Below are 20214 nucleotides of genomic sequence, written 5' to 3'. Positions count from 1 at the left end.
CGCCGGGCCCGTTTCCATTGAGAAGGATCGAATTTCCGAATCCAAATATTCATCAGCTATCGCCCGATATCATTTCGTAGCCAACATCTCGGGTTGGCCGACCAGAGCAAGGCGAAATGGTTCCTCCCCGAGCGCGCGAGCTGAACGCTCTGCAGGGCGACTTCGGAGAGGCTTGGCTGGAGGCGGTGGCGGCTGGGAGCGGCCTCTTACATGGACGCCCGGCGTCCCTGGATCTTCAAAAGGCCGATGTCGCCCTATATCTGCTGGGACTTGTGGGTGGAACGTACAATCCATCGGTGCTGGTCCAGGTGAAGACCACCGTGGACCTACGCCGGCTTGCGGATGGCGACTATAGCTATGACCTGGATATGTCGACATATGATGTTTTGCGGCGAACTGATCATGGCACGCCACGAACGCTCGCGGTCATCGGGCTGTCTCCAGATGGAGAGCATGTGCGCCTCCATGAGGAGGGGACCTTGCTGGTCGGCGCGGGAGCATGGGTGTCGCTCGAAGGCCGGCCCGCTGTTCCGAATGAATCAACCTGTGCGGTCCGGTTGCCCGCTGGAAACACACTGGATCGCGAAGGGCTCCAGCGGATGTTGTCGAGGCACGGTGTGCGCAGGTCAACTCCGGTACCGGTGGTGGACCCCTGGGAGTTATCGTGAACGCCGTGGACAACGCGTCTGGGGAGGGAGCGATGGCCGTCCCCGGGTTGGCTGACATCACGCGATATCTCCGCGATGCCGGGTGGGTGCAGGAGGACGACGACGGCCGGACCACGCTCTGGCGACCGGCTGTGGATGTCGACGAGCGGGACATCCGTGTGGTGCTGCCGGTGCAGCAGGAAGCGCGAGACTATTCCGAGCGCGCGGCAGAGGCGCTCCGGGCTGTGGCGTTCGTGGAAAAGAGGTTGCCGCAGGAAACGGCTGCCGACATGCGTTATGGCGGTGCGGACAATGTGTCCGTCCGTCTTTCGCCGGATGCGCCTTCGGGTGAGGCTCCGCTGCATATGGCGTACACGGCACTGACCGCACTTCGTGGTTATGTGATCGCCTCGGCTGCCGCGCTGGAATACAAAGAGCTGGTATTTCCGCCGAGGCGTCTCACGCGAGCCGACACATATGCGTCCCAAACCAGGATCTCGACGCGTGCGGGCAGCTTCATCCTTTCTCTGGCGCTGCCGCTCAAAGACGTCGACGATGACATGCGGTCGGATTCACAGAACGGTCAAGAGGTGATTTCCGGGGTCCCGGGAAGTCTTTTCGGCCGCCAGGTGACGAACAGAATGCTGCTGGCCGCCGAGACGGCACAGAGACTGGCGCGCGGTGTGGGCGAGGGTGACAGTCCCATCTCCGTTTTCGGGGAAGCGGGAGGACACAGAATCAACGCCACCGAGCTGGAGGCGCTCGGCTCGCTGGGAGGCCCTGATCATGACGTTTACCAGATCCGGTTCGCTCAGTCTCCGCTCGTCGCGGGTACCACTCGCCCTCGTCGGCTGAAGATCACGCCTGGCGAGCAGCGTATCCTTCGTGACGCCGCATACTTTCTTCGCACCAGGCAGCCGCGGGCCAACGTCACGGTGATCGGGCTGGTCGTACGCCTCTTCCGCGAGGGCAAGTGGGGGAAGGGCGAGGTCGTCATTCAAGGGGTCGATGACGACACCGGACAAGAGCGCCGGGTTCGGGTGGAGCTCGCGGAGTCCGATTACAACGTCGCCGTGAACGCACACAGCCAGGGTCTGCAGGTCTCCGCGGTGGGTGACCTCGACGTCCGCGGCACCCGGCGGTCGCTTCGTCACCTGAGTTCCTTCGGTGTGATCCCAGGCTTGGAAGAGTACTGATCGCGAAAACGGGCCCGGCGGTTCTCCGCCGCGCCCGTTTTCCGTCAGCGCGTCAGCACCTCGACCGGACGTCGACCGTCAGCGGCACGGTCTGAACGTCCGTGCCGTCGGTGGCGCGCAGCTGGGCCGCGTAGACGCCGACCGGCGTCGGCGGGATGGTCACCCCAACGGCCGTCTGGACGGTTCCGCCGTAGTTCGAGCCGGGCGGAATCGGGGACGTGCCCGACGTCGACGATCCCGGCGGGAGGTTCTGCACGGTCGCCCCGATGGTCGACGACCACGTCCCCTCCACGGAGACCAGGAAGTAGGTCGAGCGGCCGTAGGCCGCGTCGACGCAGATGCGTTGCTGCAGATCACGCAGGGTCCACGTCGCGGCCGACGCGGGGGCCGCCGAGGCGGCGAACAGCGCCATGAGCAGACCGGCGGTCAGGGCACGGTGGATCGTTTTCACTGACACCTCCAGGATCGCTTGTGCGGGTGCCCGTGATTATTAGAGATTTCAACCATTTACCGGAAGCTCCGCCCGATAGCGGGCTTCCGGACCTCGGAAAGGCCGATGAACGCTTCATCGTAGAGTCCTGGTATGACTTCCACCCGGTATGCACCAAACGGCATGGTTTGCACCATTGATCACCTCGCGTCGGCCGCGGGTCTGGTCGTACTGGAGAAGGGCGGGAGCGCCGCCGACGCCGCGGTGGCGGCGAACGCGGTGCTGGCGGTCACCGCGCCGCACATGTGCGGACTCGGAGGCGACCTGTTCGCGCTGGTGCACGACGGGTCGGGGGTGCACGCCCTGAACGCCTCGGGCCGCGCCGGCAGCGGGGCCGACCCCGCCCGGCTGCGGGCCGAGGGGCACGACCGCATGCCGCACCTGTACGACATCCGATCGGTCCCCGTGCCCGGATGCGTCGACGGCTGGCTCGCCCTGCACGGCAGGTTCGGCCGGTTGCCGCTCGCCGAGGTGCTGGCCCCGGCGATCCGCCTGGCGGCCGACGGCTTCCCGGCCTCCCCGCTGCTGGCCCCGGGCGCCGCGTTCATCGGTACTTTGCAGAGCGACTACGCGCACGTGCGGAACGTCGGCGACCCGATCAGGCGACCGGGCGCGGCCCGGGTGCTGGAGGCCGTCGCCGAGACCGGCCGGGCCGGCTTCTACCAGGGTGAGTTCGGCCAGGGTCTGCTGAAGCTCGGCGCCGGCGAGTACACCGAGGACGACCTCGCGAGGGACCAGGCCGACTGGGTGACCCCGCTGTCGGCCACCGTCTTCGGCCACGACGTGCACACCATCGCGCCGAACTCCCAGGGCTACCTGCTGCTGCTCGCCCTGAAGATCCTGGAGGGCCTCGACCTGCCCGCCGACCCCGCCGACCCGGCCTGGGCCGATCTGCTGATCGGGGCCGCCGTTGCCGCCGGGCACGACCGTCTCGACGTCCTGTACGAAAACGCGCCCGCCCCCCTCGACACCGCCGAGACCCGCCGGGCGCTGGTGGGCACGCCCGGCCTGACCGCTCCGGCGCGGAAGGGCGACACCACCTACCTGTGCGCCGTCGACGCCGACGGCATGGGCGTCTCGCTGATCCAGTCGAACGCCGCCGGGTTCGGCAGCCTGCTGTTCGAGCCGTCGACCGGCGTCAACCTGCACAACCGCGGCATCGGCTTCTCCCTGACCGAAGGCCACCCGGCCGAGTACGGCCCCGGCCGCCGCCCGCCGCACACCCTCGCGCCCGCCCTGATCACCCGCCCGGACGGCTCGTTGCGCACGGTCGTCGGCACCATGGGCGGCGACGCCCAGCCGCAGATCCTCCTGCAACTGGTGACGCGCCTGCTCGTGCACGGCCAGACCCCCGGCGAGATCATCGACGCGCCGCGCTGGGTGCTCGGCGCGGAGACCGGCTTCGACACCTGGCGGAGCGCGGAGCACGTCGTCGAGGTCGAGGACGGCGCCCCCTGGGAGGCGGGCCTGGCAGAACGGGGACACCGGACCGTCAGGGAGAACTTCGGCGACGGGTTCGGGCACGCCCACCTGATCGACGTGCTGCCCTCCGGCGTGCTGGCGGGCGCGGCCGACCCCCGGGCCAAGATCGGTGCCGCCCTCGGCCGGTAGTCGGTCAAGTGACGTGTGAGGCCGGTGAGGCGACGGGAGACCGGGGGCGGAGGGTCCGCCCACGGGACCCCTGACCTTTGGGAGCAGCGTGCTCAAGTCATCCTTCGTCGCCCTCGCCCTCGCCGTCCTGGCCGGCGCCCTCGTCACGGCTTCTCCCGCCGTCGCGGTGAACGCCGCGACGTGCCAGGCCGCCGATCGGGTCGTGCCGGCCACCGGCGCCACGGTCGCCCCGGTCCGCTTCCAGATGGAGACGGCCGACCGGCAGACGTTCACGTTCGAGCTGACCGACCAGGCGAAGATCGACCACGCCCGGAAGATCCTCAAGGGCGAGGAGAAGAAGCGCGTCCACGTCCTGGGCCGCATCAAGAAGCGCCCGGCGGCGTACAACCCGGGGTGGAGTTTCCACCTCGACCCCACCACGATCGACTTCTTCGAGATGGCGATCGAGGTCTGCGACTCGACCACGGGCTACCTCGAAGAGCATCTCGACGAGGCGTGCGGCGCGTTCCTGCCCGGCTGCTTCTGGTGCCCGTGGACGTCGAGGCTGGTCGCCGAGGTGCCTTCGGTGAAGAAGCAGGGATGATCCGTGGGGTTCGTGGCGTTCGCGTTGTGGACGTCACGAACTCCCCCGTACACGGAGAAACCCACACATGAGCGACCAGGCGACCAAGACCCTGCGTTCCACCTTCGACGAACTCGCCGCGCAGGTCCGCGCCTTCGGGCCGGAGGACCTCGTCCGCCAGTCGGGGGCCGCCGACTGGGACGTATCCCAGGTGCTCAGCCACCTCGGGAGCGGCGCCGAGATCAACCTCGCCGCCCTCGAAGGCGCCCTCGACGGAACCGGCGCCCCGGAGGGGGACACGATCCGCGCCATCTGGGCCCGCTGGGACGCCATGACCCCCGCGGAGCGCGCGAACGCCTTCCTCGACGCCAACGAGAACCACATCGGCCGCCTGGAGGGCCTCGACCCGGCGACCCGCGAGAGCCTGCGCATCGCCCTGTGGTTCCCGAGCGAACCGCTCGACGTGGAGACCTTCGCCAAGTTCCGGCTGAACGAGCTCGCCCTGCACACCTGGGACGTCCAGGTCACCTTCGACCCGGCCGCCGGGTTGCGCCCGGACGCCACCGACATCCTGCTCGACCGGGTCGGCGGCCTGCTCGGCTGGGCCGCCAAGCCCGACCGGCTCGGCCGCCCGGCCACCCTGGCCGTGCACGTGACCGCGCCCGAGCGGTCGTTCGGCCTGGTGATCGGGGAGCAGGCCGAGATCGTGGACGTCCCGGCCGAGCCCGACGCGACGCTCACCGCCCCCGCCGAGTGGTGGTTGCGGCTGGTGACCGGGCGGCACGCGCCCGAGCACACCCCGCCGGTCGTGGAAGTCACCGGTTCGATCACTTTGGCGGAACTTCGCAGGGTTTTCCCAGGATTCTGATTATTGGCGCGGGCCGGCGAAACTTGTGACATCTGTGACTCCGCTGCCAGGATGGCCTAGGTGGAGATCAGATATGTGGTGGGCGCGTTGCTCATGGCCACCAGTGGAGTTTTAGTCGCCGGCCCCGCTCAGGCCGCCGCGCCGACCGGACCTGGGATGGTGAAATGCCCGCCCGCGACGAAGACCGTGGGCACCGCGAGCCAACTCAAGATCGCGCTGGCCAAGGCCCGCGCGGGTGACGTGATCAAGTTGCGGCCCGGTCTCTACCGGGGCAATTTCGTGGCCCGGAAATCGGGCACGAAGAGCCGCCCCATTTTCGTCTGCGGAACCGCCGCGTCGGTCATCGAAGGCGGCGGCCCGAAGGGCGGCTACGGTTTCCACATCGACCGGGGAAACTACTGGCGGCTGGTCGGTTTCACCGTCAGGAACAGCCAGAAAGGCGTGATGGCCGACCGCACCACCGGTTCGGTCATCCAGTCGCTGACCGTGCACTCCATCGGCGACGAGGCCATTCATCTGCGCGTTTTCAGCACCAAGAACATCGTCCAGTACAACCGCATCTACAACACCGGTCTGCGTAAGCCGAAATTCGGCGAAGGCGTCTACATCGGCACCGCCGAGTCGAACTGGAAGAAGTACACCGGCGGCCAGATGGACCGCAGCGACGGCAACTGGGTGCGCGGAAACGAGATCACGTCGACCGCCGAGGCGATCGACGTCAAGGAAGGCACCAGCGGCGGCTGGATCGTCGGCAATGTCTTCGACGGCTCCAAGCTGGTGAACGACGGCACCAACGATTCCTGGGTCGACGTCAAGGGCAACGGCTACGTCATCGAGAACAACCGGGGCCGCAGAACCCCGCTCGACGGATTCCAGACCCACGAGATCGTCGACGGATGGGGAACCGGAAACGTCTTCCGGCGGAACGTCATCAATCTTTCCGGGGCGCGGGGAGTCGGGATCAACGACACCGTCGGCGGAAACACCATCAAGTGTGACAACAAGGTGACCGGCGGGCCACTCCTCAAAAAGGGTGCATGTTCGTAATTGACACTTACGATCGGGTTCGGGAGGTCGCATGAACCTGATCGAAGTGGAAGTCCCGGACTTCCGGGGCATGCAGGCACTCAACGCATGGCTGGTGGGGCACGACGCGGGCGTTCTCCTGATCGGCCCGTCCCCCGACGGGCCCGAATCGGTCATGCACGGCATCGTGACCAGACAGGAACCACTCCCCGGCGCCAGGGTGTCGCGCTGGGACACCGTGAAGGTGTGGATGAGAGACGGCGGTGGCGGCTCGGCGGGAGTCCGCGAGCCGCGCACCCCGAAACCGCCCGCCGGCGGGCTGGCGGAGGATCTACCGGAACACTGAGACGACCACGACGGGGAGCCCGCCTGCACGGCGGGCTCCCTTTTTCACGCCTCCCCGAGGCCGTCGTAGTAGGGCTTCATCGCCGGGTAGTAGTCGGCGAAGTCGGGCTCGGGCGTCCCTTCGCGGGCCGCCACCAGGCGGTCGAGGTAGAACTCCCAGCCCGGCCCCACCTCTCCGGCGTTCGCCGGGTCGATGCGGTGGTGGACGAACAGCAGCTCGGTCACCCCGTCGGTCTCGGTGACGGTCAGCTCCACGTGCCAGGCGCCGTACTCGTCGAGCGACGAGAGGGCCAGCCGCCGGGGCGGCTCGCACGCCTCGACCCGCATGTCGGTCCAGGGCGCGCCCTCCTCGACCGTCAGCTGGACCTGGATCATCGGGTCGGCGTCGCCCCGCCAGGGGCCGAACCAGCGGGCGGTGCGCTCCGATTCGGTGACGCTCGCCCACACGTCGTCGGCGGACGCCTTGAAGGTGCGGGTCAGATGGAGGTCGGCGCCGAAAAGCCGGCCGGTCGGATTCACGCGGTCTCCCTGTTGTCGCGGTTGTCACGGTTGTCACGGCGGGCCCGGTGGACCTCGGTCTCCAGCGCGTCGAGACGCTGCTCCCAGCCCGCGGGGGTCATGAGGGCCGTCAACCACCGGTGCAGTTCGGCGAGGCCCTCAGGGTTGAGCGAGTAGTAACGGTGCCGCCCGGACAGATCGTCGGTGACCAGCCCGCTCTCGCGCAGCACCCGCAGGTGCCGGCTGACGGCGGGCCGGCTGACGGCGAAGCGGGCGGCGATCTCACCGGCGGTGAGCCGCTCGTCGCGCACCATACGCAGAATCGCCCGTCTGATCGGGTCGGCGATCGCTTCCGCGGCCTGGTCCATGGGTAAAGCGTAACCCATAGGTTACGCGTTCACATAACCCCCGCTGACGGGGTAGGGGACCGGAATGGCGCGGACATTCGGTGTCGAAGAAGAGTTCCTGCTGGTCGACGGGGTGACGGGAGAACCCGCCCCGGAAGTCGAAAAGGTGCTGGCCGACGTGGGCCCGCATCCGGGGGCCGGCGGGGCCTTCAGCGCGGAGTTGTTCCAGACCCAGGTCGAGGCGGCCACGGGCGTCTGCACCGGCCTGCCCGACCTGCGCCACCAGCTGACGAGCGCCCGCACCCGCCTGGCCGAGGCCGCCCACGCCCACGGCCTGCGCCTGCTCTCGGTCGGCACCCCCGTGCTGGCCGGCTCCACCCCGCCCGTCTCGGTCGGCGACCGCTACGCCGACATCGTGCAGACCCACCGGGCGACGATCACCGACTACCAGTGCTGCGGCTGCCACGTCCACGTGGGCGTGCCCGACCGCGCCACGGGCGTGGCCGTGCTGAACCACGTGCGCCCGTGGTTGCCCACGCTCGTGGCTCTGGGCGCCAACTCCCCGTACGACCGGGGCCGCGACTCCGGCTTCGCGAGCTGGCGCGTCGCCGAACAGCTGAGGTTCCCCGGCGCCGGCCTGCCGCCCCGCTTCGCCGACCCGGCCGACTACGACGAGACCATCGCCCGCCTCGTCGACGGCGGCGTCCTGGTCGACACCGCGATGACCTTCTGGCTGGCCCGCCTGGGCGTCCGCACCCCCACCATCGAGATCCGCGCCGCCGACGCGGCCCCCGCCGTCGACGACGCCCTCTTGCAGGCGCTGCTGACCCGAGCCCTGGTGACGACCTCCCTGACCGAACTGGCGTCCGGCCGCGAGGCCCCCGACCTGCCCGAGCCCACCTCCACGGCGGCGTTGTTCAACGCGGCCCGCAACGGCCTCGCGGGAGCGGGCATCTGCCCGGCCGAGGGCCACGAGGTCCCGGCGACGGAACTGCTCGACCGGCTGCTGTCACACGTGCACGACGCACTGGAGGAGTCGGGGGACCTGGGCGAGGCACGGCGGCTGCTGGAGTGGGTCGGCCGGACGGGCACGGGGGCCGACCGGCAGCGGCGGGCGGCGGGGCGGGGGACGAAGGCGGTGGTCGAGATGCTGGCCGGGCAGACGACGTATTCATAATGTCCGGCGCATATTCGTGAGATATCGTCTTCCGGTCGAAGCTGCGGCCCGACGGGCTTTCTCATTCTGAGGACATGCCCCCATACCGCACGAAATCCTTTCGTGCTGCCTGGGGGAAAGCGTGGCGAGCGTTCCGGCTCCCGCCGAGCGGTTGTCTGCCAAGAGTCTCTACGACCTGCTGCTTCAGCCCAGGTCGGTGGTCGAACGGACCTTCGTGGCCGCTCTCGCGGCGAAGGTGAAGGAGACGACCGGCCGCGTCGCGCGGGAATCCGAGAAACGCGCCTGGGTCAACAGCCTGACCGACCTCTCCCGGTCGCTGATGGACGCCGAACGGGGCCGGCTCGAGGTTTTCCTCGAATTCCCGATGCCGGGCAACAAACGCAGCTCGGCCGACGTCGTACTGGCCGGATACGACTCCGACGGCCGGGTGGCCTATGTGGTCGTGGAACTCAAGCAGTGGAGCGAGGCCGCGCTCTTCGAGGGCAACGACCAACTCGTCGACGTGCCCGGTATGCGCCCGCACCAGAGCCATCCGGCCGTACAGGTGAAGGGCTACCGCGACCAGCTCAGACAGACCTGTTCGGCGCTCGACGGCCGCCCCGAGGCGGTGAGCGCCGTCGTCTACCTGCAGAACGCGCGGCGGGACGACATCCGCGACCTCTACCAGAAGTCGGTGACCGAGGAGGTGCCGCTCTTCTGCCGGAGCGAACGGGGCGCCTTCGTCGACTACCTGAAACGGCGGTTCTCCGACGAGCCCGGCCAGTCGGCCGGTGACATCCTGGACAACGGGGCCATGGTGCCGACCGGCGAACTGCTCGACCGGGCCGCCGACGTACTGCGCGGACGCGACCAGTTCGTGCTGCTCGACGAGCAGCAGGAGGCCCTCCAACTGGTGCGCCACGACATCCGGACCGCCTTCGAGGCCAACTCCAAGCGGGTCGTCATCATCACCGGCGGCCCCGGCAGCGGGAAGACCGCGATCGCGCTCTCACTGCTCCGAGAGTTCGCCGAGGCCCGCGACCGGGTCGCCTACGTCACCGGCTCCCGCACGCTGACCAGGACCTTCCGCCGCGCGATCGGCGGCCGCGACCGGGACGTCGCCGGGCTCTTCCAGTACTACAACGACTACGCCAACGCGCCCAGGAACCGGCTCGACATGATCATCGTGGACGAGGCCCACCGGGTCCGGGCGAAGTCGCAGGACCGCTTCAACGCGGCCCGGCGCAGCGACCGCCCGCAGATCGAGAGCCTGATGGAGGCGGCCCGGGTGCCGGTCTTCCTCCTCGACGAACACCAGGTCGTCAAACCCGGCGAGGTCGGGACCGTCGCGGCGATCGAAGCACAGGCGCAGGCCCTCAACATCAAGTACCACCGGGTCGACCTCGACGGGCAGTGGCGCAGCGGCGGCAGCGCCGTCTACGACGAATGGGTCCGCGGCCTGCTCAACCTCGGCGCCGCCGACAGCCAGTGGGACGGCGACTCCGTCTCCCGGCCCTGGCCCGGAGACGAGCACTTCGACGTGCGGCTCGCCGACTCGCCCGCCCAGATGGAGGAGTTCCTGCGCGCCCGCATGGCCGAGGGGAGCTCCGCCCGGATCACGGCCGGATACTGCTGGCCGTGGAGCGACCCGAACGACGACAAGAGCCTGGTCGACGACGTCGTGATCGGCGGCTGGGCGCGCCCCTGGAACGCCAACGGCGACGGCGTCCGGGTCGGCAAGGCGCCCACCAGCCAGTTCTGGGCCACGCTGCCCGGCGGATTCGACCAGATCGGCTGCATCTACACCGCCCAGGGGCTGGAGTTCGACTGGGCGGGGGTCATCATCGGTCCGGACCTGATCGCGCGTGGCGATGGGCTGCGTACGGTCCGCGAGGCGAACAAGGACGGCGACCTGGTCAAAAGATCGGTTACCGACGAGCAGTTCGACCGGCTGGTCCGCAACACCTACAAGGTGCTGCTGACACGCGGTCTCAGGGGCGTCGTGATCTACGCCTGCGACGACCTGACGAGGGAGCACCTCAGGGCACTAGTCCCGCCAGTAACTCCCTGACGGCGGGGTCCACCGCGTACAGCACGGTTCCGCGCATCCCCCGGGTCAGCAGCACCTTGTAGACGTTCCGGACGAGCTGGTCGAACTCCGCGTCCGGGACGCTCTTGGCGCTCTTGAAGGCGGGGTCGCGGTTGGCGCCGCGCACCGTCGCCAGCACGCCGTCCCGGACGGTCAGGTCGGGCCCGAGGATGACGCCGGCCCAGTCGTACTCGAAGCCCTGGGCCGTGTAGACGCAGCCGACCTGGCCGAAGCCGGCGGGCTCGGTCGCCCAGAGCATGCTCGGCGGGGCGTCGCCGACGGCGCGGTCCTTCTTGACGTTCCACGGGCGGGCCCAGTCGCCGATCACCACGTCGTCGACCAGGGTCAGGTCGGACTTCGGGTCGCTCCAGGGCCAGCAGTACCCGGCGGTCATCCGGGCGGTGCCCGGCTTCTCTCGGAGGATCGACTCGAGTTCCGCGGGTCCGGCGGCGAGCCGCACCTCGAAGTCGGGGTCGCCCGTCCACGGCGACGGGCCCTCGCCCGACAGGCCCACGAGGTCGAGCACCCAGCGCTCGTAGTTCCGGCTGCCGCCGCAGCGGAACTGCTCGTCGAGGCTGACGTGGCTGACGGCGTACCCCTTGGACGTGGCGAAGGACTCGATCGCGTGGACGGTGCCGAGTTCGCCCGGCCGTACGACCTGGTGTTCGTCGAGCAGGAAGACGGGCACCCTGGCGGCGCTCAGGAGTTCGTCGAGCTGCGGGCGGCCGGTGCGCTTCTCGGCCCGGGTGAAGCGGTTCGAGGAGGTCTCCCTGATGCGGTGGGCCTCGTCGCAGACCAGCACGTCGAGCCCGTCGGGCTTGGCGTCGGTGAGGCTGTTGAAGTAGACGAACAGGTTCTTGATCCGGGTGCTGCCCTTGCCGGGGTAGCGCTGCATCGTCTGGGTGAACGACTTCGAGCCGGTCGCGTGCAGGGCGGTGCGGCCCTGCCGGAACAGTTCGCCCAGCAGCGACAGGGCGATGACGCTCTTCCCGCTGCCCGGACCGCCGGTGACGATGACGACCCGCTTCTCCTCGGTGTCGACGGCCCGCATCACCAGTTCGAAGGCGACCTGCTGCTCGTCGAGGAGGGTGAACTGCTCGCGCTCCCGGATCTCCTTGGCGGCGTGCGCCATGAGCTGCCGGCTCGGCGCGACCGCGCTGCGCAGCAGCCGGTCGGCGGCGGCCTCGCCGGACGCCGGAGCGAGCCTGGACCGCAGGAAGGACCGGAACTTCCCGCGCCCGTCGCCGGTGAAGAGGTCGTCGGCCACCAAGTCGGCCACGTCGAAATGCATGGCGTCGTGCAGGTAGGCGACGGTGGCCACCGATTCGGGGGTGAGCACGTCGAGGAAGTCGACGAGGTACTCGCCGTAGCGGCGGACCTGCTCGGCCGGGTGGAGGAGCTCCCGCCCACCGGTCAGCACGAGGTGGTCGCCGAGCTCGGACAGTTCGGCCTGGGTCCACTGCTTGAGCTCGACCACGACGTAGGAGTCGGCACGCGTCTCCGGGTGCACCCCGGCCAGCACGACGTCGACGCGGCGGCTGGTCAGCGGCAGTTTGTACTCGGCGAGCAGCGTCACCTCGCGCAGCCCGGCCTCCATGAGGTCTTCGGCGAGCACCGGCAGGCTGTTGCGCCACGAGAGCACCTCGGCCGGGGACGGGCCCTGGCCGGTGGTGGCCCTCACGTGCTCGGCCAGCGCTTCGGCGAAGGCCGTCTCCGCAGGGGAAAGCAGGGTCTCCACCGACAGCCGAATCGCCGACACAGGCGTCCCCCAGGCAGCACGAAGTCACTCGTGCGGGTGGGGGCGTATCCGGTCGCCGGAAGCCCGTCGGGCCGCATCACATGGTCATCTTGAGGTTAGCGGAGGGTAGCGTTTGTCGACCTCGTCGATTTTGGCGTGGATCGCGTCGATCAGGTCGACGCCGAGGACGTCGGCCAGCCGGATCAGGTACGTCGCCACGTCGGCCATCTCCGACTTCACCCGGCCCAGTTCCTCCTCGCCCAGCGACGCCGACTCCTCCGGGGTCAGCCACTGGAACTCGGCGAGCAGTTCGCCCGCCTCGCCCGCCAGCGCCATCGCCAGGTTCTTCGGCGTGTGGAAGGACTCCCAGTCACGTGCCGCCGCGAAGGCGCGCAGCCGGGCCGCCACCTGTTCGATCTCCGTCACGCCACCAGGCTAGGGCCGGTCGGAATCGGGCCAGACATAGGGGAGATCGTCGGGTTCGTCGCCGAACAGGGGGCGGTAGAAGACCGGGTCCTTGCGCAGCAGGGCCGACCGGTGGCTCAGGTGGAAGCCGGGGTCGCCGAGCCACGGCGGGAGTTCGCCGGCCTCGGCCAAAGCGGGCTGGCTGCGGATGTCGGCGAGGCCGGTGAAGCGGCCGAGGTCCTGTCTCAGGGTGGCGGCGCAGGTGTCGGCGCGGCCCGTCGAGCACCAGCGGTCGCAGATCTCCAGGCCGTAGCGGACGAGGGCCTCCTCGTAGCCGCGCCACATCTTGGCCGCCGGGTGGTGCCGCCAGCCGTAGTCGTCGATGGACGTCGCGCGCAGCACCTGGATGGCCTCGACCCGCTGTTTGCCCAGGCGGCGGTCGTCCAGGATCTCGGCGGTCGCGGTGAAGTCGGCGTAGGGCAGGAAGGTCTGCACCTCGTTCACGCTAGAACGAGACGGGCAGGGGGCCGCTCAAGCGCGCCGGTAGAGGGCGGCGACCTCGGCGGCCAGCCGGGCCACCTCGTCGCGCAGCTCAGGGGGTTCGAGCACCTCGACCGACGGGCCCTGGGACAGGAAGTGGCGGGCCGCCTTCGGGATCGACTCGATCGGGACCGTCCGCTCCACGCCGTCGGCCCGGATCACGGCCTCGCCCTGCTGCAGGAACGCGTGGAAACGTTCCTGGTGGTCGCGCCAGTAGGCCGGGAGGTCGAAGTCGCCCGGCACCTCGAACTCCTCGGCCGAGGTGCGCAGCGCGAGGATCTGGTCGACCCGGTAGGTGCGCGGGCCCGGCCCCGCCACCAGATACCAGCGGCCGGCCTTCAGCACGAGGCCATAGGGCGCCAGCTCCCGGTCGACCTCCTCGGGCGCCTTCCACCTGCGGTAACGCACGTGGAGCAGGTGTCCGCGCCAGACGGCGTCGGCGACCGCGCCGAGGAAGGGGACCGAGGTGTCCTTGGCGTACCAGCCGGGCGCGTCGAGGTGGAAGCGGGCCCGCATGCGGTCGGCCTGGGCGCGCAGGTCGGGCGGCAGGGCGGCGCGGAGTTTGAGCTGCGCCCCGGCCAGCGCCTCGCCCATGCCGAGTTCGCCTGCCGGGCCGGGCAGGCCCGACAGGAACAGCGCCTCGGCCTCCGAGGGGTTCAGGCCGGTCAGGTGGGTGCGGTAGCCCGCGACCAGCTGGTAGCCGCCCTGGTGGCCGGCGTCTCCGTAGATCGGCACGCCCGCGGCGTGCAGGGCCTCGACGTCGCGGTAGACGGTGCGCACCGAGACGTCGAGCTCCTCGGCGAGCTGGGCGGCGGTGCGGCGGCCCTTGGTCTGGAGCAGCAGGACCATCGCGAGCAGTCGGCTCGACTTCACTGACACACCTTGGCAGTGGAGGCTCCCTATCGTCCAGGCATGGCTTTCGCGGAGAAGATCCTCACCGTGCCGCCGCCGATCGAGGTCGACGGACGCCACATCAAGCGCTACCACGTGGGATCCCTGGAACCCCACGTGGAGAAGGCCGCCTACGCGCTGCTGCCCGACCTGCTGCCCGAACCCGACGGCACCCCGCCGGCCTCGTTCGTGGTGCTGCACCGGGGCGGCGACACCGGCGCCTATCTGAACGTCTACTCCTGGGCCTGGGACAACGCGCTGCGCTTCGCCGGCGCGGCCGGCGGCCAGCCGTTCCTCGGCTGCCCCGACGACGACCCGGCCCACTTCGTGCGGGTGTTCCCCGACTTCATCGGCTGCGTCTTCGAACTGTCGCCGATCACCCACGAACGCGACGCCTGGGTGCGGCACGTGCTCACCCCCGAACGGCCCGACCTGGCCGCCTACCTGACCGACTCGTTCCCCGAAGGGATGACCGGATGACCGGCTTCGACTTCCTCATCGGCGACTGGACCGTCGCCAACCGCCGCCGCCTGAACTACGTCGACCCCGGCAGCGCATGGGAGGAGTTCACCGGCCACTCGACCTGCCGCCCGCTGTTCGACGGCGCGGCCAACATCGAGGAGATGGTCTGCCCGACCTTCAGCGGCATCACGCTGCGGCTGTTCGACGTCGAGAAGAAGGAGTGGTCCCTCTACTGGTCGAACTCCAAGTACGGCGTCCTCCAGCCCCCCGTCGTCGGCGCCTTCACCGACGGCGTGGGCGAGTTCTTCGGCCGCGACCTGTACGCCGACGAGGAGATCCACGCCCGGTTCATCTGGAACGCGATCACGCCCGAGTCGGCCCACTGGGAGCAGGCCTTCTCCAAGGACGGCGGCCAGACCTGGCTGACCAACTGGACGATGGACTTCACCCGCCGCTGAGCGGGTATGGGCCACCCCGTGACAGAGGTACGTGAACTGCGGCTGGTCGTGACGGCCGAGAACTACGAAGAGGCCCTCCACTTCTACCGCGACGTGCTCGGCCTCCCCGAGATCGCCGACTACTCCTCCGACGACGGGAAGGTCCGCCTGCTGTCGGCGGGCCGGGCCACCGTCGAGATCGTCGACGTACGCCAGGCGCGGTTCATCGACCGCGTCGAGGTCGGCGAACGGGTGGCCGGGCACATCAGGGTCGCCCTGGAGGTGCCCGACGCCGAGTCGACGGCGGCGCTGCTGGAGGAGCACGGCGCCGACGTCCTCGCCCCGCCGACCCGCACCCCGTGGAACTCGCTCAACGCCCGGCTGACCGCCCCCGACGGGCTGCAACTGACCCTGTTCGAGGAGCTCGGATGAAGGCCGTCAGCCAGGACGTCCTGGGCGGACCCGACGTCCTGCACACGATCGACCTGCCCAGACCGGTCCCGGGGCCGACCGAGGTGCTGGTCAGGGTGCACGCCGCCGGGCTCAACCCGACCGACTGGAAACACCGCGCCACCGGGGGCCTGCTCGGGGAGCCGCCGTTCGTGCTCGGGTGGGACGTCTCGGGCGTGGTCGAGGAGGCCGGCGCCGGGTCGGTGATCTACAAGCCGGGCGACGAGGTCTTCGGCATGTTGCGCTACCCGTTCGGGCACGGCTCCTTCGCCGAGTACGTCACCGCTCCCGCGCGCACCTTCGCGCCGAAGCCGGCCGTGCTCGACCACGTGCAGGCCGCCGGGGTGCCGCTGGCCGGGCTGACCGCCTGGCAGGCGCTCGTCGACGTCGCCAGGGTGCGCGACGGCGGCGAGGTGCTGGTGCACGCGGCGGCGGGCGGGGTCGGCCATCTGGCGGTGCAGATCGCCAAGGCCCGCGGCGCCTACGTCTACGGCACCGCCAGCGCGGCCAAGCACGACTTCCTGCGCCATCTCGGCGTCGACGAGGTGATCGACTACCGGTCGACCGACTTCACCACCGTGTGCGACGGGCTCGACGCCGTGGTCGACACCATCGGGGGCGACTACGGCCCGCGCTCGCTCACGGTGTTGCGGCCGGGCGGGGTCCTGGTCTCGCTCGTCCGCACGCTGGAGGCCGCCGGCCTGCGGGAACAGGCCGCGGCGCTGGGCGTGCGGGTCGAGTCGATGCTGGCCGAGCCCGACCTGTCGGCGCTCAAGAGCCTCGCGGCGCTGATCGAAGCCGGGCGGCTGCGGGTCGCGGTCGCCGCGGTCTTCCCGCTGGACGAACTCGGCAAGGCCATGGAACTCGGGGAATCGGGCCGCACCACGGGGAAGATCGTTCTCACCGTGCCCTGAGACACTGGCAGGCATGGTCACCGAGCGGATGTCCACCCGACGGCCGGAACTCGATCTGATCCGGACCGTCGTGGTCTTCGGGCTGATCTTCGCCCACGCGGCGCTGGTGTTCGACGCCGAAGACGACTTCTACGTGAAGAACGCCGACACCACTTCGGTCACGATGATGCTCGCCGGATTCGTGGTCATCTGGGCGATGCCGCTGCTCTTCCTCGTCTCGGGCGTCGCGGCCTGCTACTCCCTGCGCAAACGCGGCGCGGGCGGCTTCGCGAAGGACCGATTACTGCGCCTCGGCCTGCCGCTCGTCGCCGCCGTCGTGACGATCGTGCCGATCCCGCAGTGGATCAGGGCCGGGGCGACCGGGAGCTACTGGGCCTTCCTGCCGGAGTTCTTCGACGTCCACCTCGACCTCGCGGACTTCCCCTTCGTGCTGGACGGCGAGCACTTCGAGGTCGGCCACCTGTGGTTCGTGGTCATGCTGGTCGTCTGGTCGCTCGTCCTGGCGGCGACCGCACGCTGGATCCCGCCCGACTACGGCTTCCTCACGCGCCGGGGCTTCGTCCTGCTGCCCTTCGTGCCGATCGCGCTCGTCTGCGTGTTCGCCGGTCTTGAGCAGGAGTTCGCGGCCTGGAGCCGATGGGCCTACCTGCTGTTCTTCCTGTACGGCTACATCGTCGCCGCCGACGACCGGCTGAGAGCGGCCATACGGCGAGACGCCCCGCTCGCCGCCCTGATCGGCGGCGTGCTCTTCCCCGTGGGGGCGATCGGCTTCCTGCTCGTCCCCGGCGACCCGATGACCGACATGGTGCCGGCCCACGTCGCCGCCCGGGCCCTCTACGGCGCGGCCTCCTGGTGCATCTGCGTGGCCATCCTGGGTTTCCTCGACCGGCGCACCTGGACGGAAGAGGGCGGCTACCTGATGGCCGCCGCCCTGTTCGTCTACGTCGTCCACCAGCCCGTCGTGGTGGTGACCGCCTATCACGTCGTCCAGTGGCAAGCGCCGATCATCGTCAAGTACGCCGCCATCGTCGCGGTGTCGTTCGCGGTGACCCTGGCGGCGTACGAGATCGTGCGGCGCGTCCCCTACCTGCGGGACCTGTTCGGGGCGCGTCAGGCCGGGCGGGCGTAGAACGCGATGTGCTCGTAGGTCCAGCCGTCGGCGACGGCCGCGTCGCGGGCCTGCGGGCCGACGACGTAGGCGTGGTAGGCGCCCTTCCTGAGGCGGTAGACGGCGATCGTGCCCGGGGTGTTCTGGTTGACGGCGTAGAAGGTGACGCCCTCGTAGACGTAACCCGAGCGGTTCACCGCGTTGTCCCGCTCGACCGTGTTGCGGGCGAACAGGCGGTCACCCGAGGTCGGGTGGACCAGCCGGTGGATGGGCACCAGACCGGTGGCGGCCCGGCCGGAGACGAGCAGCGTCACGCCCTCGTCGACGTAGCCGTACCGGGCCACGGCCTTGTCGGCCTCGCCTCTGCTGAGGGTCAGCAGCGAGTGGCCCTGGGTGGGGTGCGTGACGACGTACAGGGGCCTGCGCAGCAGTTCGAGTACGGGCGCGAGCGTATGCGACGGCGAGGGAGAAGGCGTCGGCGTGACCGACGGACTGGCGCTCGGCGATGCGGTCGGCGAGGCGCTGGGCGATGCGGTCGGCGACTTCGTGGGCGTGACCGACGGGGAGGGCGTCGGGGTCGTGGTGGGCGGCGGGGGAGTGGTCTCCACGCTCGGGCCGCGCAACGCGCCCAGGGGGACCTTCTTGCCCGGGTCGACGCCGATCGCCGCCGCGACGTCCTCGGGGAGCGGGGCGCCGGCTGTGGACGCCGGGGAGCCCGACTTCAGCTTGTAGCCGTCGCCGTTGAAGTAGCCCTCCGCGCCCTCCTGGTAGTGCGCGTTGTTCTCGCGGCCGGTCGACTTGAGCTGGGTCAGGCTGGTGAACGACTGGTCGTTGCCGGCCGGGAGCGCCCACTTGGCCACCTGGGAGGCGGTCGTCGGGCGGTAGTAGCCGTTGTTGTCCATCTGCCCGGCGGGGATCATCTTCGCCGCGCCGACCCGCTTGCCCGACGACGCGCTGTTGGCGTCGACCGTGTCCACGAGCGCGCCGCCGCCCGAGCGGCCGGAGAAGATGTTGTTGATCAGGGTCACGTCGGCGGTGTCCCAGGTCACCCCGCGCGCCACCGCGTCGGGAGCGGGACAGTTGTCGGCGTTACAGCGGTCCAGGTGAGGGCGGGGGTCCTCGGCGACCTGGATCGGGGAGGCGTTGTCGGCCATGGTGTTGTTGTAGACGCGGACCTTGTTCGACCCGCTGATCTTGAGCCCGAACTGCCCGTTCCCGGCCAGCAGGTTCGAGGCGATGAGGGCACGCGAGGACACCTCGTAGTACATGCCGTGCTTGGCGTTGCCCCGGGCCACGTTCCGCACCAGCCGCACGTTCTCGCACGACAGGTCGCACCAGAACCCCGCGCCCTGGTTGCCGTCGAACACGTTGTCGCGGATGTTGGCGTTCACGAGGAAGGTCGCCTTCATCCCGGCCCCGGCGAGGCTCGAGACCGCGACCAGGCCGATCTTCTCGGTGTTGTTGCCCGAGACGACGTTGCCGTACATCGTCAGGTTGGCGGCCTTGTGGGAGCTGATCCCGGTGAAGCCGTTGGCGGTGATCCTGTTCCCGATCAGGCGCATGTCGCTGGCGAGCGCCGACACCCCGGCCGCCGCGTTGAGGGTGACCGTGTTGTCCTCCAGCACGACCCCCCTGGCCTGCGAGATGATCGCGGCCGGCTTCTTGCGGTAGTCCTGGCTGGTCGCGTAGTGGGCGAAGCCGAGGCCGCGCAGCACGGAGTTCTCCGAGCCGGGCAGGAAGTGCACCGCGTAGGCGATGGAGGCCAGTTCGACCCGGGCCCGCGCGGGGTCGTCGCCGAGGTAGATCGCGCCGCGGCCGTCCCAGAAGAAGGTGCCGGCGGTGACGGCGGCGCGGGAGGTCACCTGCTGGAGCGGCTTGCCGCCGTAGAAGGCCATCTCGGGGTCGCCGCCGACGAGGTTGCCCGTCGTGATGTCGGGCGGATAGACGCAGGCGGTGCGGCAGATCTGGGGGTTCCAGCCGTCGAGACGCCAGGCGGCCCCGTCGCGCACGAACTTCGCGGCCGGGACGTCGGTGCTGCCCTTGAACCAGGCCTGTTCCCCGGGCGCCGACTGGATCGTCACCGGCTTGGCGATGCTGCCCAGGGACTCCCGGTATTCGCCGCCGCGGAGGATGATCGTGGTCATCACCCCGCCCTTGGCGCGCTTGAGGGCGGCGGCGACGGTACGCAGCGGCGCGCTCTCGGTTCCCGGGTTGGCGTCGTCACCCGAGCTCGCCGACACGTGAACCGCGTCCGACGCGGGCGGGGCCGCGATCGCCTGAGTGGCCACGTCGACTCCGATCGCGCCGCTGACGGCAAGCGAACAGATGACGAATCTTCTATAACGAAGAGGCATAGGCCCTTTCATACCGAGAGGGTCGTGATCGTGTACACAGAAGTTACAAAAACGGCCTGAGTCCCTCAGGTCACAGAGAA

General features: G+C 69.7%; 22 protein-coding genes. 14 read left to right on the top strand and 8 right to left on the bottom strand.

Annotated features, from left to right (window positions below; all coding sequences use genetic code 11):
* The first annotated feature begins 116 nt into the window (after positions 1 to 116).
* Together AW271_RS38590 and AW271_RS18875 are read left to right on the top strand one after the other, a co-directional pair.
* A complete protein-coding gene (locus tag AW271_RS38590; protein WP_083976818.1) occupies positions 117 to 668 on the top strand; it encodes a DUF4365 domain-containing protein in 552 nt (183 codons plus the stop codon).
* Complete coding sequence (locus AW271_RS18875; protein WP_245653094.1) at positions 665 to 1843, top strand: hypothetical protein; 1179 nt, start codon at positions 665 to 667, stop codon at positions 1841 to 1843. The genes AW271_RS38590 and AW271_RS18875 overlap by 4 nt, the downstream gene beginning before the upstream one ends.
* 52 nt (positions 1844 to 1895) lie before the next feature.
* Here the strand turns inward: AW271_RS18875 and AW271_RS18870 are convergent, their stop codons facing one another.
* Complete coding sequence (locus tag AW271_RS18870) at positions 1896 to 2294, bottom strand: DUF5980 family protein (protein ID WP_062338522.1); 399 nt, start codon at positions 2292 to 2294, stop codon at positions 1896 to 1898.
* A 162-nt stretch (positions 2295 to 2456) separates the two neighbouring features.
* Here AW271_RS18870 and AW271_RS18865 point away from each other — a divergent pair, with 162 nt between their 5' ends.
* The 5 genes from AW271_RS18865 to AW271_RS18845 all read left to right on the top strand — a co-directional run bounded on the left by AW271_RS18865 (position 2457) and on the right by AW271_RS18845 (position 6746).
* A complete protein-coding gene (locus tag AW271_RS18865) occupies positions 2457 to 3944 on the top strand; it encodes a gamma-glutamyltransferase family protein (protein WP_245653093.1) in 1488 nt (495 codons plus the stop codon).
* 88 nt (positions 3945 to 4032) lie between these two features.
* Positions 4033 to 4527: a BP74-related protein gene (locus AW271_RS18860; RefSeq protein ID WP_245653092.1), complete on the top strand. Its 495-nt coding sequence runs from the start codon at positions 4033 to 4035 to the stop codon at positions 4525 to 4527.
* A 67-nt stretch (positions 4528 to 4594) separates the two neighbouring features.
* On the top strand, positions 4595 to 5374 hold the full coding sequence (locus tag AW271_RS18855; RefSeq protein WP_062338518.1) for a maleylpyruvate isomerase family mycothiol-dependent enzyme: 780 nt from the start codon (positions 4595 to 4597) through the stop codon (positions 5372 to 5374).
* Positions 5375 to 5434: 60 nt separating this feature from the next.
* Positions 5435 to 6421, top strand: coding sequence for a right-handed parallel beta-helix repeat-containing protein (locus AW271_RS18850; protein WP_157554358.1), 987 nt, complete (start codon positions 5435 to 5437; stop codon positions 6419 to 6421).
* Between the two features lie 31 nt (positions 6422 to 6452).
* Entirely contained in the window at positions 6453 to 6746 is a 294-nt protein-coding gene (locus AW271_RS18845) for a PASTA domain-containing protein (RefSeq protein ID WP_062338514.1), read from the top strand.
* 44 nt (positions 6747 to 6790) lie between these two features.
* Here AW271_RS18845 and AW271_RS18840 read toward each other — a convergent pair whose 3' ends face one another.
* Both AW271_RS18840 and AW271_RS18835 read right to left on the bottom strand, forming a co-directional pair.
* Positions 6791 to 7264 carry an SRPBCC family protein gene (locus AW271_RS18840; protein WP_062338512.1) on the bottom strand — a complete coding sequence of 158 codons (474 nt, stop codon included), beginning with the start codon at positions 7262 to 7264 and terminating at the stop codon, positions 6791 to 6793.
* The gene (locus tag AW271_RS18835; RefSeq protein ID WP_062338510.1) at positions 7261 to 7611 is read right to left on the bottom strand and encodes a metalloregulator ArsR/SmtB family transcription factor; all 351 of its coding nucleotides are present in this window, start codon (positions 7609 to 7611) and stop codon (positions 7261 to 7263) included. Before AW271_RS18835 ends, AW271_RS18840 begins: the two co-directional genes overlap by 4 nt.
* Positions 7612 to 7675: 64 nt before the next feature.
* Here AW271_RS18835 and AW271_RS18830 point away from each other — a divergent pair, with 64 nt between their 5' ends.
* Together AW271_RS18830 and AW271_RS18825 are read left to right on the top strand one after the other, a co-directional pair.
* Complete coding sequence (locus AW271_RS18830; RefSeq protein WP_062338508.1) at positions 7676 to 8767, top strand: carboxylate-amine ligase; 1092 nt, start codon at positions 7676 to 7678, stop codon at positions 8765 to 8767.
* A 121-nt stretch (positions 8768 to 8888) separates the two neighbouring features.
* Positions 8889 to 10817 (top strand): DUF2075 domain-containing protein, encoded by a 1929-nt coding sequence (locus AW271_RS18825; RefSeq protein ID WP_218008089.1) that lies wholly within the window; start codon positions 8889 to 8891, stop codon positions 10815 to 10817.
* On the opposite strand, the gene AW271_RS18820 is transcribed toward AW271_RS18825, so the two are convergent.
* From AW271_RS18820 to AW271_RS18805, 4 genes are all read right to left on the bottom strand, one after another.
* Positions 10786 to 12594, bottom strand: coding sequence for a DUF2075 domain-containing protein (locus tag AW271_RS18820; RefSeq protein WP_062338504.1), 1809 nt, complete (start codon positions 12592 to 12594; stop codon positions 10786 to 10788). The two genes, AW271_RS18825 and AW271_RS18820, sit on opposite strands and share 32 nt — an antisense overlap.
* Before the next feature lie 84 nt (positions 12595 to 12678).
* A complete protein-coding gene (locus AW271_RS18815; protein ID WP_062338503.1) occupies positions 12679 to 12999 on the bottom strand; it encodes a nucleotide pyrophosphohydrolase in 321 nt (106 codons plus the stop codon).
* Between the two features lie 9 nt (positions 13000 to 13008).
* On the bottom strand, positions 13009 to 13482 hold the full coding sequence (locus tag AW271_RS18810) for an MSMEG_6728 family protein (protein WP_245653091.1): 474 nt from the start codon (positions 13480 to 13482) through the stop codon (positions 13009 to 13011).
* 27 nt (positions 13483 to 13509) lie between these two features.
* The gene (locus tag AW271_RS18805; protein ID WP_062338499.1) at positions 13510 to 14391 is read right to left on the bottom strand and encodes a helix-turn-helix transcriptional regulator; all 882 of its coding nucleotides are present in this window, start codon (positions 14389 to 14391) and stop codon (positions 13510 to 13512) included.
* A 39-nt stretch (positions 14392 to 14430) separates the two neighbouring features.
* Between AW271_RS18805 and AW271_RS18800 the strand changes: the two genes are divergently transcribed.
* Genes AW271_RS18800 through AW271_RS18780 form a run of 5 tightly spaced genes read left to right on the top strand, consistent with a single transcriptional unit; the run spans position 14431 to position 17801 of the window.
* Positions 14431 to 14889: a hypothetical protein gene (locus AW271_RS18800; protein WP_062338497.1), complete on the top strand. Its 459-nt coding sequence runs from the start codon at positions 14431 to 14433 to the stop codon at positions 14887 to 14889.
* Entirely contained in the window at positions 14886 to 15329 is a 444-nt protein-coding gene (locus tag AW271_RS18795) for a hypothetical protein (RefSeq protein ID WP_062338496.1), read from the top strand. The genes AW271_RS18800 and AW271_RS18795 overlap by 4 nt, the downstream gene beginning before the upstream one ends.
* An 18-nt stretch (positions 15330 to 15347) precedes the next feature.
* Positions 15348 to 15740, top strand: a complete 393-nt coding sequence (locus tag AW271_RS18790) for a VOC family protein (protein WP_245653090.1) — start codon at positions 15348 to 15350, stop codon at positions 15738 to 15740.
* Complete coding sequence (locus tag AW271_RS18785) at positions 15737 to 16672, top strand: NADP-dependent oxidoreductase (protein ID WP_062338494.1); 936 nt, start codon at positions 15737 to 15739, stop codon at positions 16670 to 16672. The genes AW271_RS18790 and AW271_RS18785 overlap by 4 nt, the downstream gene beginning before the upstream one ends.
* A 13-nt stretch (positions 16673 to 16685) precedes the next feature.
* A complete protein-coding gene (locus AW271_RS18780) occupies positions 16686 to 17801 on the top strand; it encodes an acyltransferase family protein (protein ID WP_218008087.1) in 1116 nt (371 codons plus the stop codon).
* Here AW271_RS18780 and AW271_RS18775 read toward each other — a convergent pair.
* The gene (locus tag AW271_RS18775; protein ID WP_062338493.1) at positions 17783 to 20068 is read right to left on the bottom strand and encodes a right-handed parallel beta-helix repeat-containing protein; all 2286 of its coding nucleotides are present in this window, start codon (positions 20066 to 20068) and stop codon (positions 17783 to 17785) included. The two genes, AW271_RS18780 and AW271_RS18775, sit on opposite strands and share 19 nt — an antisense overlap.
* Between the last annotated feature and the right edge of the window lie 146 nt (positions 20069 to 20214).

This window comes from Herbidospora sakaeratensis, from assembly GCF_001570525.1.
Lineage (GTDB): Bacteria > Actinomycetota > Actinomycetes > Streptosporangiales > Streptosporangiaceae > Herbidospora > Herbidospora sakaeratensis.
Note: the sequence above shows the minus strand (reverse complement) of the source record. Positions and strands in the feature narration are given on the sequence as shown.

Bases quoted from the DNA above. Each gene is read 5' to 3' on its own strand.
- AW271_RS18785 (WP_062338494.1), top strand. From the start codon at position 15,737: ATGAAGGCCGTCAGCCAGGACGTCCTGGGCGGACCCGACGTCCTGCAC.
- AW271_RS18795 (WP_062338496.1), top strand. From the start codon at position 14,886: ATGACCGGCTTCGACTTCCTCATCGGCGACTGGACCGTCGCCAACCGC.
- AW271_RS18865 (WP_245653093.1), top strand. From the start codon at position 2,457: ATGGTTTGCACCATTGATCACCTCGCGTCGGCCGCGGGTCTGGTCGTA.
- AW271_RS18835 (WP_062338510.1), bottom strand. From the start codon at position 7,611: ATGGACCAGGCCGCGGAAGCGATCGCCGACCCGATCAGACGGGCGATT.
- AW271_RS18800 (WP_062338497.1), top strand. From the start codon at position 14,431: ATGGCTTTCGCGGAGAAGATCCTCACCGTGCCGCCGCCGATCGAGGTC.
- AW271_RS18845 (WP_062338514.1), top strand. From the start codon at position 6,453: ATGAACCTGATCGAAGTGGAAGTCCCGGACTTCCGGGGCATGCAGGCA.
- AW271_RS18780 (WP_218008087.1), top strand. From the start codon at position 16,686: ATGGTCACCGAGCGGATGTCCACCCGACGGCCGGAACTCGATCTGATC.
- AW271_RS38590 (WP_083976818.1), top strand. From the start codon at position 117: ATGGTTCCTCCCCGAGCGCGCGAGCTGAACGCTCTGCAGGGCGACTTC.
- AW271_RS18830 (WP_062338508.1), top strand. From the start codon at position 7,676: ATGGCGCGGACATTCGGTGTCGAAGAAGAGTTCCTGCTGGTCGACGGG.
- AW271_RS18855 (WP_062338518.1), top strand. From the start codon at position 4,595: ATGAGCGACCAGGCGACCAAGACCCTGCGTTCCACCTTCGACGAACTC.